Source organism: Natronobeatus ordinarius (assembly GCF_024362485.1).
GTDB classification, from domain to species: domain Archaea; phylum Halobacteriota; class Halobacteria; order Halobacteriales; family Natrialbaceae; genus Natronobeatus; species Natronobeatus ordinarius.
Genome location: NZ_CP101456.1, coordinates 1,773,150 through 1,790,045, shown reverse-complemented (window position 1 = coordinate 1,790,045; position 16,896 = coordinate 1,773,150). Strand labels below are relative to the sequence as shown.

Here is a 16,896-nt window from a genome sequence, read left to right as displayed (position 1 = left end):
GGTCAGTGTCTCGCGAGGAGGTGCCCCTCCTCGTCGTAGCGAAAGCCCGCCTCCTCGAACGCCGATCTCGCCGCCCGCTCGTCGAGTTCGCCATCGGAGCCGAAGAAGGGGACGGCCGGGTCTTCGCCCTCGAACGCGAGCGAGTCGGGGGTCCACGCGTCGGTGGCTGGCGTCGCGATCGGCCGAGCGTATCCCTCGAACACCTCCTCGACGAGCCACGCCTTGTCGAGGAGGCCGGCCACCGTTCGCCGGAAGTAGGGGTTGCTGAACGGGGCGTTTCTGGCGTTAAACCCGACGTGGTAGAACGTCGTCGACGGGGAGGTGAGCAGTCGAACCAACGACGATTCGGACACCGTCTCGACCGAGTACGCCTCGAGCGGCGTGATGGTGACGTCGGCGTCGCCCGCCTCGACGGCCTCGATCGCCGAGGTGCTTCGGGGGTGGACGAGTATTCGGAGTCGCTCGACGGTCGCGCCGGGGAGCGCGTCGTCGGTCGTCGTGAAGTGGTCGTCGAACCGCTCGAGGACGAGCACGTCGCGTTCGGTTCGCTCGGCGAACGCGAACGGACCGCTCCCGACGGGCGGGACGTTGTCCGTGACGAGCGCCTCGGTCGTTCCCTGAGCGACTCGAACGCCGGGAATCGACGCCTCGTCCGTCCGGTCGGCCCAGACGTGTTCGGGCAGGATCGGGACGGTGAACGCCCGCGATCCGACGTCGGGCCCTGCAGTCACCGAGAGCGAGAGCGTGTGCTCGTCCTCGAGCTCGATCTCGTCGACGAGTGAGGTGAGCCCGCGATACCGTGGGGCGGGTGACGGGACCGATCCGTCGCCGAGCGTGGTGTCCTCGAGCAACCGGTAGGTGAACGCGACGTCCGCGGCCGTGAGTGCCTCACCGTCGTGCCAGCGGACGCCCTCCCTGAGTTCGACGGTCGCCGTCGAGCCGTCCCACTCCCAGGAGCGAGCGAGCCACGGGCGAAGCTCGCCGTCGTCGACCGTGCCGAGCGAGTCGTACAGCAGGTCGACGACCGTCCCCTGTTCCCGGTACTCGACCGAGAGCGGGTTCAGGTTCTTCGTCGGCCGCGTGTCCACGATGGCCGCCCGGAGTTCCGCGTCTCGCTCCGGCGTCTCGAGTCCGAGATAGCCGAGCCGGGTCGCCAGGTGGCCGTCGTCCCAACCTCCGGCCCGATCGTCGCGCACGAGACGGTATTCTTCGGGGACGCAGATCGGCACGAACGGCTGTTCTTCGGCTACCCCCTCGAGAACGTCGACGACGGCCCCCCGTCGTGGCTCACCCTCGAGGGTGCGCTGGCGTTCGAGCAGTTCGTCGAACGCCATACTCGTGAAGCCGAAGGGGTTCTGCCAGCCCGACTCGTCGGCGTACCGGGAGTGAAGCGCCTCGTAGAGGAAGTCGGGATCGGTAAAGTCGGGGTGGCGACCGACGTAGAGGTCGAAATCGTGGTTGACGAGCACCGCGCGGGGTAACTCATCGCGAGCCAGGAAGTCGATGGAGACGCCGATGCCGACGGCCTCGAGGTTGTCGCCGAGCCGGCGGGCGAGCTGTACGGCTTCCCTGTCGTAGTCGGATGGAACGGTCGCGATCGTCACCGAGAGTCGATCGACGGCGTCGCGGGTGATGACGCTTCGGGCCTGTCGAACGCAGCCCGCCGTTGCGGCCGTGACGCCGGTTGCGGCCGCTGCGAGGAGAGCTCGACGGCTCGTGCCGTCGGTCTGAGTGATCGGTCCCGAATCCATCTGGATCTCACCGGAGTTTGGCCGCTCCGCTATAACAGTATTGCGCACACCCGGGGGCGAGGAGAGCTCGGTCACTCCCGCCGGAACGTGCGTGACAGGCGCTCACGGCTCAGCGAAAGCGACACGCGCCCGACGACGGTCGCCGCAAGCGCGACGCTGACGGCCGCGAGGACGACGCCGGCCACGACGTCGATCGCCCAGTGGATCGCCAGATACATCGTCGAGAGCGCGACGCTGCCTGCAAGGACGACCGCGATGGGCGTCCACGTCGGATACTCACTGTGCGTCCGGTAGGCGAAGATGGCGACCGTCGTCGCGAGCGACGTGTGCAGGGAGGGGAAGACGTTCGTGTTGTGATTGACCTCCCGGGTAAGGTGTTGATACTGCGGGTAGGCGTCGTAGAGCACGGTGTCGAGCAGCTCCGGCATCACGTTTCGAGGGCCGTACGCGATGACGAACACGTAACAGACCAGCCCGAGCGTGTAGTTGAACGTGTACGCGGCCAGCAGTTCGCGAAGGTATCGGGTGTTCGACAGTGCGAAGTACGCGACCAGGGGGAAGACGAGCAAGAAGACGTAGCCGTAGACGTAGACGAACGTGAAGTACGCCGTCAGCTCCGACGTCGCGTACGACTGAAAGACGAGGATCGAGTCGCCCTCGAGTCGATGGAACGTCGACGTCGCGTTCCAGCCGATCTGCCAGGAGATCGATGGAAACGCCTCCCGGGCGACCCGGTTGAACAACAGGGCGACGACGAGGACGGCGGCGATCGGGGCCGCCGTCTGCAGTCGTGGTCGCCACGCTCGAGCCGTTCGCGTAAGCCGGTCGCGGCCCACGACGAGCGGAATCGAGACGGCCAGCATGACGACCACGACGAGCAGTACTCGAGCGAGGATGCCCGTGAGCATCAGCGTCTCACCAGGCGGTCGTGCGCTGGATCGTACCGGAACCCGGCGTCCTCGAAGACCGCTCGAGCGGCTTCGACGTCGAGGTCGCCGTCGGTGCCGAAGAACGTGGTGGCCGGCCGCTCGTCTGCGATCGAATCCGGAAGCCAGTCATCCGAGAGCGCCGACGCGACCGGCGTCGCACGGCCGTCGAAGACCGCGTCGACGAGCCACGCCGCGTCGACGAGTCCCGCGACGGCGCGACGAACCTGTGGTGTGGTGAACGGCTCGCGGCGAACGTTGAACCCGACGTGGTAGAACGTCCGGGACGGCGACTCGAGTACCTCGACCGTCTCCCGGTCGGTCGCCGCCTCGATGGCGTGTGTCTCGAGCGTCGACGTCGTCACGTCGGCCGTCCCGTCGGCGACCTGTTCGACGGCCGATAAACTGCTGGGCTCGACGTCGATCCGTACTGTCTCCGTGGTCGGGCCGGGGAGCGCGTCGTCGGTGAGCGTAAAGTGCTCCTCGAACCGCGTGAGCGTCAGGTGATCGCGTTCGGATCGATCGTCGAGGACGAACGGGCCGCTTCCAATCGGGGGAGCGAACTCGTCAGTCACCGCCTCCCATCGACCCTGCCGGACCGCTGGATCGGCGTCGGTCGCGGCCTCGACTCGTTCGCGCCAGACGTGTTCGGGGAGAATGGGGACCGTGAGTGCCCGCTCCCGGACGTCGTCCCCCGCGTCGACCGAGATCGACAGCATCCGCTCGTCGACGACCTCGACCGCCTCGACCATCGACGAGCGGCCACGATACCGCGGGGCCGGCGACGGAACGACGTCCGCACCCAGGGTGGTGTCCTCGAGAAACTGGTAGGTGAACGCGACGTCCGCGGCTGTGAGGTTCTCGCCGTCGTGAAATCGGAGGTCGTCCCTGAGCGTGATCGCTGCCATCCCCTCGTCCCACTCGATCGACGTCGCGAGCCAGGGTCGGTACGCGTCTTCGTCCGCCGTGACGAGCGAGTCGTACAGCAGGTCGACGATCGGCCCGTGAGTCCGGTAGTGAGCCGCGACGGGGTTGAGGTTTCGCGTCGGACGCGAGTCGGTGACGACCGTCGTCAACTCGGCGTCGTCGCCCCCCGACGTGAGACCGAGGTAGCCGAGCCGGGTGGCGAGGTGCGATCCCTCCCAGCCGTCGAATCGGTCCGTCCGGACGGCACGTACCTCGTCTGGGACGCAGATCGGTACGAACGGCTGTTCTTCCGTGAGTCGTTCGAGCAACGCCACGACGACCTCCCGGCGGCGCTCACCTCCCGTCGTCCGTTGTTCCTCGAGGAGATCGTCGACCGCCGTGTTGGAGAACCCGAACGGGTTCTGCCAGCCCGATTCGTCGGCGTACCGGGAGTGGAGCGCCTCGTAGAGGACGTCAGGATCCGTGAAAGCGGGGTAGCGACCGACGTAGCAGTCGAACGCCCCCTCGAGCAGCACCGTCCGGTAGAACTCGACGGGAGAGAGGTAGTCGATGTCGACGGCCAGGCCGACGGCCTCGAGGTTCTCGGCGAGTGCTCGAGCGAGTTGCACGCCTTCCCGGTCGCCGTCGGAGGGGACCGTCGCGAGCGTGATCGACGACCGCTCGGTTCGGCTCCCGCTGACGGCGCTCTGTACCACGTCCATACAACCACTCGCGGAGAGCGCTAGCCCCGTCGTCGCGATCGCCCCGAGAAAGGAGCGACGGCTGACACGGGAGTCAGCGGCTGGAGGGCACCGACTCATAGCAGTCAGATATTTTCTCCCAACTGATAACAGTATTGTGACGATAACTCACACGGAGTCGCAACCGAGGCAGGCGAACCTCGGATCGACAATTCGGCCGGAGCCGACCCATAAGCCGAGCGTACCGCGTCGATCGGGGTGATTTGCGTCGGGGAAGGTGCCGTCCGACGGGCCCGTCGAGACGCGTATGTGCGGCTCTCCGATTGCGTCTCCTGGCTCGCCGCACCGCCCAACTGCGGCGACGCCGACGCGCCGGAACGCAAGACCGATAGGGGCGACGCCGAAAGTATCGAACCATGGGCGTCGCCGAAGAGCGAATCGAACGGCTCGAGGAACTCGCTCGAGCGGCCGCGGCGGCGGGCGAGGACGATCGTGCGCGCTACTACGTCCGTCTCGCTCGCCGGGTCGCCGAACGGAACCGCCTCTCGCTCCCCCGGACGTTCAGGCGGTTCACCTGTGACGCCTGTGACGCCTACCTCAGGCCCGGGACGAACGCCCGCGTCAGGCTGCAGAACGGCCACGTCGTGATCACCTGTGAGTGCGGACACCAGGCACGATACCCGTACGACTGAGGACTCACTGGTAGGCACGTCGAGCGCTCATCGGCTGCCCGTTACCCTCGAAACCGAGTCGGTTCCTCGTGGACGAGTTCACCAGCTTCGGAGGTCCCAATGGCGAGTCTCGTGCGCGTACACGGACCTCGTGTAGCGCATTTCGTATCATGCCGGATGACGATCGGAGCGCATGCCGGATGACGGGCAGGGTGCGTTCACACGACTCACCGCAGTCACCCCTCGCCCACTCACAAATCGTTCTTTCATCGTACGTGTGAAACGGCAGTATAAATCTCCGAACGCGATTCAAATTTATACCAGCCATTTAGTAAAATGTGAACTATAGTTATCATTTAGTAAGAGCTTTTAACTCGGAGAAACATGTCATGCTATGGCATCTTCGGGGTGCACCTGTGTGGTTTCACGCCGGGTGGAACCGCCGGGTTCCTCGGGGTGCGTCGAGGCGGGGTGCTCATGACTACACCAGCAACCGACGAATCCAACGTACGGACAGGAAGTATCGACCGTCGACGTCTCCTGCAGGGAATCGCGGCCACCGGCGCCGTCGTGACAGCCGGGTGTGCCGGATTCGAAGACGACGAAGACGAAGAAGGAGGGGACGACGACGAGGTAGCCGATCCAGCCGAGATTCAGGAAGGGGGCCGACTGGAACTGGCCATCGAGCGGGCAGGGATGGACCACGTGGATTTCGTGATGTCCGTCCTCGCGGACGACTCGATCATCTTCAACGCCGTCTACGACGACGTCTACGAGATGTCCCTCGACGGCGAGTTACACAACTGGATGGCCGAGGAGTACGAACTCGTCGAGGCACAGGACGTCGACGAACTCGACTACGAGCCGTACATGCGGGAACTCGAGATCGAGGAACTCGAGGAAGACGAGGACGAAGGCGTCTTCGTACCGGTTCTCGAGGAAGTTGACTGGCCGAACACGGTGTTGATCCACCATCCCGAGGACATGGCCGCCGCGGCCGAGGGTGACCTCGAGGAAGGCGATACCGTCCGCGTACTCACCCGTGACGAAGCTGGCGACGCCGTCGACGACGGCGTCTACGGAACGATGGTTCGCGGCCGCTTCCACGAGGGAATCGAGTTCCACGACGGCACGGAGCTGACCGCAGGCGACCTGATCGGCTCCTACGACCGCCACGTCGACAGCCTCCTCCACGGCCAGGTCGTCGACGCCTTCTTACACGCCGAAGCTCCAGAGGGCGAGGACGGCTACGAGTTCGAGCTGTACCATCAGCTGCCGGATGCGGGTGCCTTGCTCGAGGCGCCCGTGACGATCTTTCCCGAAGCGCAACACGACGTCCCACCGGGCGAACTCGAGCCCGAAGACTGGGTCGGGACGGGTCCGTACCAGATCGTCGAGTATACCGAAGGCGAGCAGGTCCTCCTCGAGCGCAGCGACAACTACTGGCTCGAGACGGTCGGCCTCGAGAACAAAGCGTGGTGGGACGGCCCCGACGACTTCCCCGAAGCACCGGTCATCGACGAGATCAACATCCGGTTCGTCCCGGAGGAAGGAACGCGCGTCGCCGGCCTCCAGGACGGATCGATCGATCTCGCGTACGAGTTGCCGGCCGCCGAGCGTGACGCGTTCGACCAGGATCCCGACTTCACCGTCGACTCCCAGCCCGCCACTGGCTTCAAGTTCATGTCGTTCCCGCTCGAGGACACCGACGAGGGCGGGGCCTTCGCGAACCAGGAAGTGCGGCAGGCACTGGCACACCTGATCCCGCGACAGGAGATCGTCGACGTGGTCGACATGGGCTGGGGTGAACCCGGCCAGGTTCCGATCCCGGAACCGCCGTCGGCGCTCGCCACCCAGGGGACCTACGATGAACTCGTCGCGTCGGACTGGGCACTGCCGGCCGAACCGGACCACGACGCGGCCGAGGAACTGATCGAGGAGAGTCCCCTCGATCCGCCGGTCGAGGTCACCATCGAGACCAACGCCGACGACGAGACCCGACAGGACAAGGTGACGCTGATCGTCAGCGAGCTCAACGAGAGCGGGCTGTTCGACGCCACGATGGAGACGCCGGCGGACATCGGCGAGTGGTCGACCACGATGCTGCAGGTCGACGGCTCTCGCTTCGACTACTCCGAACGAAACGCCGCCACCGTGATCGGCCTGGCGGGCACCTGGGAGCCCCACGGCTACAACGAGGCCTTACACGATCCGGACAACCACAACATCTGTTGCAACTGGTTCTTCCCGGACGGTACGTTCGACTGGATGGACGACTATCGCGCCTGCCGGTTCTCCGTCGACGCCGCAGAGGACCAGGACACCCGGCGGGAGCTGTACGACGAGATCTGGCCGACCATCGTCGAGGAGTCCGCGACGACGATGGTCGACTTCTCGCTCGAGACGGCCGTCGTTGGCCCCGACGTCGAGGGCTTCAACATCTACGTCGACCGCCGCCAGCACGTCGAGTGGTCGTTCCACGCCCCGTACGACGAACAGATCACGTGGCTGAACCGGTAGCGCAGACGTATTTACCCGTTCAAAAATGAGTCTTCGTCGGTTTATCCTCCACCGGCTGCTCGTTTCGATCCCGGTACTGTTCGGTGTCTCCGTCATCACGTTCGGCCTCGTTCATCTCACGCCGACGGACGTGGTAGACCTCATCATCGGGTTGAACCCGGACGTACAACCGGGCCAGGAAGAGCAACTTCGCCGCGACCTCGGATTCGATCGTCCGGTGTACGTCCAGTACGTCGACTGGCTCACCGACGTCCTGCAGGGCGACTTCGGCGAGGCGTACACGTTCGGCCCCGACGCCGGACCGCTGATCTGGGGTCGATTGCCCGAGACGATCGCGCTCGGCCTCTTCGGCTGGGTGTTCGCGCTCCTCATCGCGATTCCCACCGGAATCTACGCGGCGGCGAAGAAGGGGAAGGTGGCCGACGACGCCAGCCGCTTCGTGGCGCTGGCGGGCATCTCGATTCCTAACTTCTGGCTCGGCCTGATGCTCATCGCGATCTTCGCCGTCAGGTTCGACCTCTGGCCGGTGCTCAATCCGCAGGAACCGCTCCTGTCTCGATCGATGCTGTGGTGGCTGGTACTGCCGGGTGTCACCATCGGGACGGCCGCCTCCGCGAACATCATGCGGATCATGCGGACCTCGATGGCCGAAGAACTGAACAGAGAGTACGTTACGGCCGCACGGGCGAAAGGGCTGCCCGAGCGGACCGTGCTCTTGAAACACGTCCTGCGGAACTCGCTCATCTCGGTCGTGACGGTCGCCGCCTTCCTGACGGCCAACATCATCGCCGGCGCGGTCGTCGTCGAAGTCGTGTTCGGATGGCCCGGACTCGGCCACCTGTTCGTGGAGGCGATCTACGTTCGCGAGGTGAACCTCATCATGGGAATTACGTTGCTCACCGGCCTGGCGATCATCCTCGCCAACCTGCTGGCCGACATCGTCTACGCGATTCTCGATCCGCGGATCAGAGACGAGTACTGATACTATGTCCACGAAACGAGGTCGAATTCAGATCGAAGGCTTCCACGGAGAACACACAGTCGACCGCGAAGAGGTGCCGGTGGTAGACGACGACGCCAGGACGGACGTGGAGAGTCGCTGGTATCGGGTCGTCCGCCAGATCGTTCGTGATCGACTCGCACTGCTCGGCGCGCTTATCGTCCTGGTAATGGTCGTCTCGGCCATCTTCGCCAGGCCGATTACGGCCTGGGGATACGCCGTCCAGCCGATCGCGCTGAGCCCGTTCGATCCCATGAACACCGGTGTGGGCGCACCCTACGAATCGCCCTCCCTGGCACACCCGATGGGGACCGACCGACTCGGCCGTGACATGCTTTCACGAGTGATGTACGGTGCCCGGTTCAGCGTCTCCATCGGCCTCATCGTGACGGTGCTCGCCGCATCGTTCGGCGTCGTCTACGGTGGGGTTTCGGGCTACTTCGGTGGCAAAATCGACGACGTGCTGATGCGTATCGTCGACATGGTGTTCGCGTTCCCCGGCCTCGTCCTCGCGCTGGTCATCATCGCGATGATCGGCCGCGGCTACTGGGAACTCGTCGCGGCGTTCGCGCTCCCCGGCTGGGCCATCTACGCTCGCCTGATCCGCGGTGAGATCCTCAAGGTGAAACAAAACGAGTACGTGCTCGCAGCCAAGGCACTCGGTGCTCGAGACCGCACCGTCCTGTTCCGACACGTGGTTCCGAACGCCATCGCTCCGGTGATCGTCCAGGCCACCCTCAGCATCGGGGTCGTCGTCATCGGCGTCGCCGCCCTCGGCTTCCTTGGGCTCGGCTTCACCGCCGACACGCCGGAGTGGGGGACGATGCTCGAGACCGAACGCGATACCATCGTCTCCGCCGGCGGCACCTGGCGGTGGTGGGCGACCTTCTTCCCCGGGATCATGATCTTCATCTTCGTGATGGCGATGAACATGATCGGTGACGCCGTCAACGACGCCCTCGACGCACAGGGCGGCGAAACGACACAGATGGGTGGTGGCTAATGACGCTGCTCGAAGTGAGAGATCTCACGGTCAACTTCTACACCCAGGAAGGCGTCGTCAGGGCGGTCGACGACCTCTCGTACACGATCGAGCGGGGTGAGAAGTTCGGCATCGTCGGCGAGAGCGGGGCCGGCAAGAGCGTCACGGCGCTGTCGCTGCTCCGACTGATCGAATCGCCGGGTGTGATCGAAAGCGGCGAGATCCTCCTCGAGGGAGCGGACTTACTCCAGCTGAGCGAAGCGGAACTCAGGCAGATCCGGGGCAATCGCATCGCCATGATCTTCCAGGACGCCCAGACGGCGTTGAACCCGGTCTATACGGTCGGCGAACAGATCGCAGAGGCGATGCGTCACCACCTCGGATACGACGAAGAAGAAGCGAGAGCCGAGACGATCGAACTGCTCGACACGGTCGGCATCCCCGACGCCGCCTCGCGCTACGACGAGTATCCACACAACTTCTCCGGCGGCATGCAACAACGAGTGGTGATCGCGATGGCGCTTTCGTGCGATCCGGACCTGTTGATCGCCGACGAGCCCACGACGGCACTCGACGTGATGACGGAAGCGAAGATCCTCGAGGAGCTCACGGAACTCGCCGACGAGTTCGACACGGCCGTCCAGCTGATCACCCACGATCTCGGCGTCATCGCCGAAGTCTGTGACCGAGTGATGGTCCTCTACGCCGGGCAGGCCGTCGAGAAAGCGTCCGTCGAGGAGCTGTTCTACGACCCGCAGAATCCCTACACCGTTGGCCTGATGGCGTCGATCCCACGCATGGGGACCGGCGACAGACGGCTGGAGGCCATCTCCGGAACGATGCCCGATCTGATCGACGTACCCTCCGGCTGTCGGTTCCACCCGCGCTGTCCGTACGCAGAGGACGTCTGCAAGCGGAAAGAGCCACCCCTGGTCGAGCCGAGAACCGGACGCAAGGCGGGACCGGAGACCGAACGGGCGTCGCGATGTCTCGCCCACACCGGCGATCTCTCGAGTGACCTTTCGTTCTCGGTGACCGTCGACGATCCGGTCGAACCCAGCCGGCTCTCGCCGGGTGAGTCCGATGGCTGACGAGCCGATCCTCACGGTCGACGGGCTGACGAAGTACTACGAGTCGGAGGGTAGTTTCGTCGACACCCTGCTCGGCCGCTCCCAGCAGGTCAGGGCGGTCGAGGACGTCGACCTCGAACTGTATCAGGGCGAAACCCTCGGAATCGTCGGCGAGAGTGGCTGTGGCAAGACCACGCTCGGTCGAGCGCTTCTCAGGCTCGTCGAGCCGACCGCCGGCTCGATCACCTACCGGAACGAACAGCAAGACGGCTCGGTCCAGGAGATCGAACTGACCGACCTCTCGAGTTCCGCACTCCGGGACCTCCGGACGGACCTCCAGTACATCTTTCAGAATCCGTTCTCGAGCCTGAACCCGCGACTGACCGTCGGCGACATCATCGGCGAACCGCTCGACATCCACGACATCGCGGAGGGCGAGGCGCGAACCGACCGCATCTACGACCTCCTCGAGACCGTCGGACTGAACCCCAGTCACGCACACCGCTATCCCCACGAGTTTTCGGGCGGGCAGCGTCAGCGAATCGGCATCGCCCGCGCGCTCGCGGTCGATCCCGAGGTGATCGTCTGTGACGAGCCGGTCAGCGCACTCGACGTCAGCGTCCAGGCACAGATCCTCAACCTCCTCGAGGACCTCCAGACGGAGTTCGGGCTCTCGTACATATTCATCGCCCACGACCTGAGCGTCGTCGAGCACATCTCAGACCGGGTCGCGGTGATGTACCTCGGCGAGATTGCGGAAGTGGGACGGACGGAGAAACTGTTCGCGACACCTCGTCACCCGTACACGGAGGCGTTGCTGTCCGTGATTCCGGAGCCGGACCCCGCGTGGGTGGGGAACAAGATCCTGCTCGAGGGCCAGGTCCCGTCCCCGATCGATCCCCCCGACGGGTGTCGCTTTCACACCCGCTGTCATCGGGTGATCCCGCCGGATGGGATGGATCTCGAGCAGTCGACGTGGCGGTCGATCCTGGACCTCAAACTCCGCGCCCGGGAGGCGACCTCGATCGCAGAACTCGTCAGCCTGGGACCCGAGGGAGAGTTACGCCTCGGACTCGACGACGAAGACATCGGAACGGTAGACGACGCGGTTCGCTCGGCGTTCGGCATTCCGTCCCGGCTCCCGGCCCCCGATGCCGAAGCACAGCTCAGCGACGCGATCGAAACCCTCCACGAAGCGGGACCGACCGCCGCCGCCGAAACGCTCGACGACGGGTTCGTCTCTCCGTGTGAGACGACCAATCCCGAGTTATTCGCGGTCGACGGGACGCAGGAAGTTGCCTGCCTGCTCTACGACGAGCCATATCGCAGCAGCGAACTCGAGGCGCCCGACGACGACCGGAGCGAGGCTGCCGCGGACGACTGACAATTCGACAACTCGTTTCAGTCGTGGGCTGCAGATGGGTCACCGCCCGACGCCGTCCCGACGCTGTCTCCCGTGGCTCGGTCGACGGCGAACTCGAGAAACCGACGGTCACACCCCGCACAGTAGAGCCGCAGCACCCGCCGTTCGCTACAACAGGACTCGACCGGTTCGTCGTCGAACGCGATCTCCCCGGAACAGAAGAAACACTCGTCCTGAAACGACCGCAGTGACTGTAAGATTCGATACCGCTGTCGCGGCGGGACCGCGCTCCACTCGTCGCTTCGCTCGCGGAGCGTCGCATCCGTTGCGGCGTCGAACACGAGCGCCCCCTTCGACGGCCAGCTACGGACCGTATACACGATCTTGAACGCGACGTACGGCCGCTCGACGGCCTCGACATCCGCCTCGTCGACGCCGAAAATCCCCGCGACGACCGCCGTATCGACGCCCTCCCGACGGAACCGCTCGAGGTGGTAGGCCACTCGAGACTCGAACGAGGACGTGAACCGGAGCTGCTCGTCCCCGTCGGCCGGCCGGATCGCCCCGGCGTCACGGAGGAACGCCTCGGGATCGACGGAGTGTTCCTGCCGATATCGGATTCGTTCTTTGACGGATTCGTCAGACATTGACACACGTTCGATACATCACGTGTCCCAATCAGGATTGTGCCACTCATCAATCCCTGCGAACGTCGATTTGGGACCGTCATCACTCGACAGTCGGCTTGAGCCCGAAGGCGGCGACTGCTTCCCGACGATCACGATCGACGATACTCGAGCGCACCTCGTTCGCGCGAAAATAGTCCCGGGCGGATTCGAACAACGCGAAGACGACCGCTCACTCCGTTCGCGCTGCGTCTTCTCTCGTTCGAACCGCCGAGGATATTTGCGCCTCACGAAATTGTTCGGCGCAAAATAGTCCCGGGCGGATTCGAACCGCGAAGGCTCGAATCCTCTCGCCTTCTGGGCTCGAATCCGCTGGACGTATTTCGCGCTCACGGGGTTGTTCGCGCGAAAATAGTCCCGGGCGGATTCGAACCGCCGTCAACGGCTCCAAAGGCCGTTATGATTGGCCACTACACCACGGGACTGCAGCCGACGGTAGGGTCAGCGAGCACAATAGTGTTACTTTTCACGACGGCGAGCCGCCTCGAGCGCGCTGTTGACGGTTCCGACGGTATAACAGCTCTCTACTACGAACCGGCGGCGTCACTCGCTGCAGTAATGACTGGTTACGGGCTCGTCACGATACGGGACCGACACGCCGAAGGTGACGGCGATGTCCGTCGTCGACCGCTCGAGCGGATCTATGCTACATGTCACCAAACACCAGTCGGTCGGCGAATCGAGGGTGCTGAGACGTGACGTCGCCGGTACGTGATCGATAACTATACCGTCTCCCCAGGTGGTCGGTAACAGATCGCACTGATGACGCTCAGCCGTCGCATGAAGAACCTCATTCGCGAGCGCGGTCGCGGGGGACTCTACGAGTGTGGACACTGCGGCGAGTCGTTCGAGCTGAACAGACAGCAGTGTCCGCACTGTGGGTCCTATCGGATCGAACGCTCGAGGTACGACGACCTCGTTTCGCGCTAGTACTCCGCCAAGCGTCGACTGCGAGGTCGAACCGGCCTTCGGCGACGAATTCGACCCCGCAGGTCAGGCTTGGCAAAGCACTAGTCTGTCTGGGGGACTTCGAGGTAGCGACAGCAGTCCGCTTCCGGGTCGAAACAGTCGGGACACTCCGTACGTCGGTCGATGATCGTGTCGAGGCGTTCAGCGACCGTGTCGTCGATGACGCTCTCTAAGGCGCGGGCTTCCTCCCTGAAGTGTTCGACCTCGAGGACGTTCGCGAGGAATCGTTCGATGATACAGTACGTCTGGAGGGCGTGGTGGGCGCGCTCGAGTCCCTCGTCGGTCAGCCGTGCGCCCTTGTACTTCTCGTGCTCGACGAGGCCGCGCTCTTCGAGTTTGCCGATCATCTCGTTGACGCTGGCGGGGCTCACCTCGAGCATGTCGGCGAGCGTGCCGGTCGAGGCGGGGCCATCCTCGAGTCGCTGTGCGAGGTAGACCGCCTTGAGATACTGATCTGCCGTGTTCACGCCTGATCACCGTCCGTGCTCGTCGCCCCGTTCATGCTAACCGCTCCATCAGTTCGGTCACTTCCTCGGCACCCTCTTTCTCCTCTTCGCGGATCTCACGAAGCGTCTCGAGGACGCGTTCGCGATCGACGGCGAACTCGGTGTCCGAAGCCTCGATCGCCTCGATGAGATCGTCGTAGAACTTGTACGCCGTCTCCTCGTTACACAGCTGATCGTAGAGGACGCCGTCGGTGTCCTCCGGCGGGCCGTACCGGGCGGTGACCAGCGCGTTGATCTCCTCGTAGGGGACCGTCTCGGCCTCGAGGTCGTCGATCAGTGCCTCGAGTCGTTCGCGGTGTTCCGCCGACTCTTCTGCGGCCTCGGCGAGCAGCGCGCGCACCTCATCGTCGAGTGCCGCTCGTTCACCCTCGGGCAGCGACTCGAGGTGGTGGGCGGCGCGTGACTCGACCACCTCCTCCAGCACGACACCGATCTGGAGGAGCCGGGCGAGCTGGTGGTCGCTCGAGACGCGCTGTCCCAGACTCATGGTGTGCCCTCCGGGGTGACGATACTTAATCGTCCCTACTTCCCGAGGCTGGAGGTGATCGCGTGACCGGGCGACTACCGGAGCCTGGCCTCGTCGGTCTCGACCCGGGTGAGGCCGACCTCGCGGGCGTGCTCGACGACCGTGCGGTACTCCTCGTGGGTGATCCCGCGGCCGATCTCCTCGTAGCGCTCCTCGGATTTCGCCTTGTAGTACGGCGTGTACTGCGCCATGACGTTCACGTACGTCTCCGTGGAGAGTTCCTCTGCGACGTAGGTCAGGACGCGCTTCGCGCTCTCGACGTGGTTCGGCATCACGAGGTGACGGACGAGAAGCCCGCCGGTCGCCAGCCCGTGGGCGTCGAACTCGAGGTCGCCAACCTGGCGGTGCATTTCCCGGAGCGACTCCTGCACGTTCGTCCAGTAACCCGGCGCCTTCGAGTACGTGGTCGCCGCGGCGTCGTCGCCCCACTTGACGTCGGGCATGAAGACGTCGACGATCCCCTCGAGTTCGGCGAGGATCTCGGGGCGTTCGTAGCCGCCGCAGTTCCAGACGATCGGCAGATCGAGGCCGCGTTCGCGGGCGATGCGGACGGCCTCGACCAGGTGCGGCGCGTGGTGGGTCGGCGAGACGAAGTTGACGTTGTGACAGCCCTTCGACTGGAGGGCGAGCGCCATCTCGGCGATCTCCTCGGGGGTGACCTCCTCGCCCTGGGCCTCATGGCTCGTCTCGAAGTTCTGGCAGAAGACGCAGGTCATGTTACAGTTGGCGAGGAAGATCGTTCCGCTGCCGTGGCTCCCCTTCAGGCAGTTTTCCTCCCCAAAGTGGGGGAAGTACGAGGAGACGGAAGCGGTGTCGTCGACCCGGCAGGCGCCGATCTCACCCGCGGTTCGATCGACGCCGCAGTCGTACGCACACAGGTCACAGTCGGCGTATCGATCCCACAGTCGATCGGAGCGTTCCTGGAGGTCGGCGGCGGAGAGTCGTTGATAGTTCGGCGTCACCGCGTTTCCTCCGGCGACACGCGTCCCACCGCCGAGATCGGTGAACCGGCGCATACGCCGACTAGCCGGCGCGGACGCTTGGTCATTTTGTCGCTGCAGGTGATCACTCTCGATATCGCGACTGTCCAGCAGTGTAACCGACAGCATCAATTGTAGCCCCGATCCGGGGCGAACAACCTTACTTTAATGTTTTGATTTTTCATGCCATTACCGACGAATAACCAGTTTTTCGCCGTCATCGCGTTTCAATTCCGGAAGATTTAAATTGGGTGTCTCGGAATTGAGTAGATAACGAATCCGTCCGGGCTTTTGCGACAGGTTCGGCCGGTGAGCACCCGCCCTCGTATGCCAGACGTAACACCATCGACCAGAGTACGGCGAACCGCACGAGAGACCGACGAACGCGAAACCGAGAAGACCGCCGACGACCTGTCCTGTCCGGAGTGCAGCGGCCACCTGATCGTCGACGACGAACACGGCGAGACCATCTGCGAAGACTGTGGCCTCGTCGTCGAGGAGGACTCGGTCGACCGCGGCCCGGAGTGGCGCGCGTTCGACGCCGCCGAGAAGAACGAGAAGTCCCGCGTCGGCGCCCCGACGACGAACACGATGCACGACAAGGGGCTGTCGACCAACATCGACTGGCGGAACAAAGACGCCTACGGCAACTCACTCGACTCGCGCCAGCGCGAGAAGATGCAACGGCTGCGCAAGTGGAACGAACGATTCCGCACCCGGGACTCCAAAGAGCGCAACCTCAAACAGGCGCTGGGCGAGATCGACCGGATGGCCAGCGCGCTCGGCCTCCCGAACAACGTCCGCGAGACGGCCAGCGTCATCTACCGCCGCGCGCTCAATGAGGACCTGCTACCCGGCCGGTCGATCGAGGGCGTCTCCACCTCCTGTGTCTACGCCGCCGCCCGCCAGGCCGGCGTCCCGCGCAGCTTAGACGAGATCGCCGACGTCTCGCGCGTCGAGAAGAACGAGATCGCCCGCACCTACCGCTACGTGGTCCGCGAACTCGGCCTCGAGGTCCAGCCCGCCGACCCCGAGAGCTACGTGCCCCGGTTCGCCTCGGGACTCGACCTCTCCGACGAGGCCGAACTGCGCGCCCGCGCGCTGCTCCAGAACGCAAAGGAGAAAGGCGTCCACTCCGGGAAGTCCCCCGTTGGACTGGCCGCCGCCGCCGTCTACGCCGCCGCGCTGTTGACCAACGAGAAGACCACGCAGGCCGCCGTTTCCGAGGTCGCCGACATCTCCGAAGTGACGATCCGCAACCGCTACCACGAGTTGCTCGAGGCCGAGGACACCCTCGGACTCGCGTAGTCACACGACGAATCGACGCACCGTCGGCGAC

Annotated in this window: 14 protein-coding genes and 1 tRNA gene; 7 read left to right on the top strand and 8 right to left on the bottom strand. The window is 64.6% G+C overall.

The window, feature by feature from the left end; genetic code table 11:
* Positions 1–2: 2 nt before the first annotated feature.
* From NMQ09_RS09260 to NMQ09_RS09250, 3 genes are all read right to left on the bottom strand, one after another.
* Complete coding sequence (locus NMQ09_RS09260) at positions 3–1,751, bottom strand: ABC transporter substrate-binding protein (protein WP_255194299.1); 1,749 nt, start codon at positions 1,749–1,751, stop codon at positions 3–5.
* A gap of 71 nt (positions 1,752–1,822) precedes the next feature.
* Positions 1,823–2,659 (bottom strand): phosphatase PAP2 family protein, encoded by an 837-nt coding sequence (locus NMQ09_RS09255; protein ID WP_255194298.1) that lies wholly within the window; start codon positions 2,657–2,659, stop codon positions 1,823–1,825.
* The gene (locus NMQ09_RS09250; RefSeq protein WP_255194297.1) at positions 2,659–4,305 is read right to left on the bottom strand and encodes an ABC transporter substrate-binding protein; all 1,647 of its coding nucleotides are present in this window, start codon (positions 4,303–4,305) and stop codon (positions 2,659–2,661) included. The genes NMQ09_RS09255 and NMQ09_RS09250 overlap by 1 nt, the downstream gene beginning before the upstream one ends.
* A 395-nt stretch (positions 4,306–4,700) precedes the next feature.
* Here NMQ09_RS09250 and NMQ09_RS09245 point away from each other — a divergent pair, with 395 nt between their 5' ends.
* From NMQ09_RS09245 to NMQ09_RS09220, 6 genes are all read left to right on the top strand, one after another.
* On the top strand, positions 4,701–4,976 hold the full coding sequence (locus NMQ09_RS09245; protein ID WP_255194296.1) for a ribonuclease P protein component 4: 276 nt from the start codon (positions 4,701–4,703) through the stop codon (positions 4,974–4,976).
* A 456-nt stretch (positions 4,977–5,432) separates the two neighbouring features.
* Positions 5,433–7,475 carry an ABC transporter substrate-binding protein gene (locus NMQ09_RS09240; RefSeq protein ID WP_255194295.1) on the top strand — a complete coding sequence of 681 codons (2,043 nt, stop codon included), beginning with the start codon at positions 5,433–5,435 and terminating at the stop codon, positions 7,473–7,475.
* 25 nt (positions 7,476–7,500) lie between these two features.
* The gene (locus NMQ09_RS09235; RefSeq protein ID WP_255194294.1) at positions 7,501–8,457 is read left to right on the top strand and encodes an ABC transporter permease; all 957 of its coding nucleotides are present in this window, start codon (positions 7,501–7,503) and stop codon (positions 8,455–8,457) included.
* A 4-nt stretch (positions 8,458–8,461) separates the two neighbouring features.
* Positions 8,462–9,478 (top strand): ABC transporter permease, encoded by a 1,017-nt coding sequence (locus tag NMQ09_RS09230; RefSeq protein WP_255194293.1) that lies wholly within the window; start codon positions 8,462–8,464, stop codon positions 9,476–9,478.
* Positions 9,478–10,548 carry an ABC transporter ATP-binding protein gene (locus NMQ09_RS09225; protein ID WP_255194292.1) on the top strand — a complete coding sequence of 357 codons (1,071 nt, stop codon included), beginning with the start codon at positions 9,478–9,480 and terminating at the stop codon, positions 10,546–10,548. Before NMQ09_RS09230 ends, NMQ09_RS09225 begins: the two co-directional genes overlap by 1 nt.
* The gene (locus NMQ09_RS09220; protein ID WP_255194291.1) at positions 10,541–11,911 is read left to right on the top strand and encodes an ABC transporter ATP-binding protein; all 1,371 of its coding nucleotides are present in this window, start codon (positions 10,541–10,543) and stop codon (positions 11,909–11,911) included. Before NMQ09_RS09225 ends, NMQ09_RS09220 begins: the two co-directional genes overlap by 8 nt.
* Positions 11,912–11,928: 17 nt before the next feature.
* Here NMQ09_RS09220 and NMQ09_RS09215 read toward each other — a convergent pair whose 3' ends face one another.
* The 5 genes from NMQ09_RS09215 to NMQ09_RS09195 form a co-directional block, all read right to left on the bottom strand.
* Positions 11,929–12,537: a DUF8054 domain-containing protein gene (locus tag NMQ09_RS09215; protein ID WP_255194290.1), complete on the bottom strand. Its 609-nt coding sequence runs from the start codon at positions 12,535–12,537 to the stop codon at positions 11,929–11,931.
* A 391-nt stretch (positions 12,538–12,928) separates the two neighbouring features.
* Positions 12,929–13,001, bottom strand: a tRNA-Gln gene (locus NMQ09_RS09210).
* Between the two features lie 585 nt (positions 13,002–13,586).
* Positions 13,587–14,012 carry a metal-dependent transcriptional regulator gene (locus NMQ09_RS09205; protein ID WP_255194289.1) on the bottom strand — a complete coding sequence of 142 codons (426 nt, stop codon included), beginning with the start codon at positions 14,010–14,012 and terminating at the stop codon, positions 13,587–13,589.
* A 31-nt stretch (positions 14,013–14,043) separates the two neighbouring features.
* Positions 14,044–14,538, bottom strand: coding sequence for a ferritin-like domain-containing protein (locus NMQ09_RS09200; protein ID WP_255194288.1), 495 nt, complete (start codon positions 14,536–14,538; stop codon positions 14,044–14,046).
* Positions 14,539–14,612: 74 nt separating this feature from the next.
* Positions 14,613–15,593 carry a radical SAM protein gene (locus NMQ09_RS09195; RefSeq protein WP_255194287.1) on the bottom strand — a complete coding sequence of 327 codons (981 nt, stop codon included), beginning with the start codon at positions 15,591–15,593 and terminating at the stop codon, positions 14,613–14,615.
* 291 nt (positions 15,594–15,884) lie between these two features.
* On the opposite strand from NMQ09_RS09195, the gene NMQ09_RS09190 reads away from it, so the two are divergent.
* The gene (locus NMQ09_RS09190; protein ID WP_255194286.1) at positions 15,885–16,865 is read left to right on the top strand and encodes a transcription initiation factor IIB; all 981 of its coding nucleotides are present in this window, start codon (positions 15,885–15,887) and stop codon (positions 16,863–16,865) included.
* The last annotated feature ends 31 nt before the right edge of the window (positions 16,866–16,896 follow it).

Excerpts from the sequence above, each read along its gene's own strand:
- NMQ09_RS09190 (WP_255194286.1), top strand. The coding sequence starts at position 15,885 with ATGCCAGACGTAACACCATCGACCAGAGTACGGCGAACCGCACGAGAG.
- NMQ09_RS09260 (WP_255194299.1), bottom strand. The coding sequence starts at position 1,751 with ATGGATTCGGGACCGATCACTCAGACCGACGGCACGAGCCGTCGAGCT.
- NMQ09_RS09245 (WP_255194296.1), top strand. The coding sequence starts at position 4,701 with ATGGGCGTCGCCGAAGAGCGAATCGAACGGCTCGAGGAACTCGCTCGA.
- NMQ09_RS09230 (WP_255194293.1), top strand. The coding sequence starts at position 8,462 with ATGTCCACGAAACGAGGTCGAATTCAGATCGAAGGCTTCCACGGAGAA.
- NMQ09_RS09235 (WP_255194294.1), top strand. The coding sequence starts at position 7,501 with ATGAGTCTTCGTCGGTTTATCCTCCACCGGCTGCTCGTTTCGATCCCG.
- NMQ09_RS09215 (WP_255194290.1), bottom strand. The coding sequence starts at position 12,537 with ATGTCTGACGAATCCGTCAAAGAACGAATCCGATATCGGCAGGAACAC.
- NMQ09_RS09200 (WP_255194288.1), bottom strand. The coding sequence starts at position 14,538 with ATGAGTCTGGGACAGCGCGTCTCGAGCGACCACCAGCTCGCCCGGCTC.
- NMQ09_RS09240 (WP_255194295.1), top strand. The coding sequence starts at position 5,433 with ATGACTACACCAGCAACCGACGAATCCAACGTACGGACAGGAAGTATC.
- NMQ09_RS09250 (WP_255194297.1), bottom strand. The coding sequence starts at position 4,305 with ATGGACGTGGTACAGAGCGCCGTCAGCGGGAGCCGAACCGAGCGGTCG.
- NMQ09_RS09195 (WP_255194287.1), bottom strand. The coding sequence starts at position 15,593 with ATGCGCCGGTTCACCGATCTCGGCGGTGGGACGCGTGTCGCCGGAGGA.
- NMQ09_RS09225 (WP_255194292.1), top strand. The coding sequence starts at position 9,478 with ATGACGCTGCTCGAAGTGAGAGATCTCACGGTCAACTTCTACACCCAG.
- NMQ09_RS09255 (WP_255194298.1), bottom strand. The coding sequence starts at position 2,659 with ATGCTCACGGGCATCCTCGCTCGAGTACTGCTCGTCGTGGTCGTCATG.
- NMQ09_RS09220 (WP_255194291.1), top strand. The coding sequence starts at position 10,541 with ATGGCTGACGAGCCGATCCTCACGGTCGACGGGCTGACGAAGTACTAC.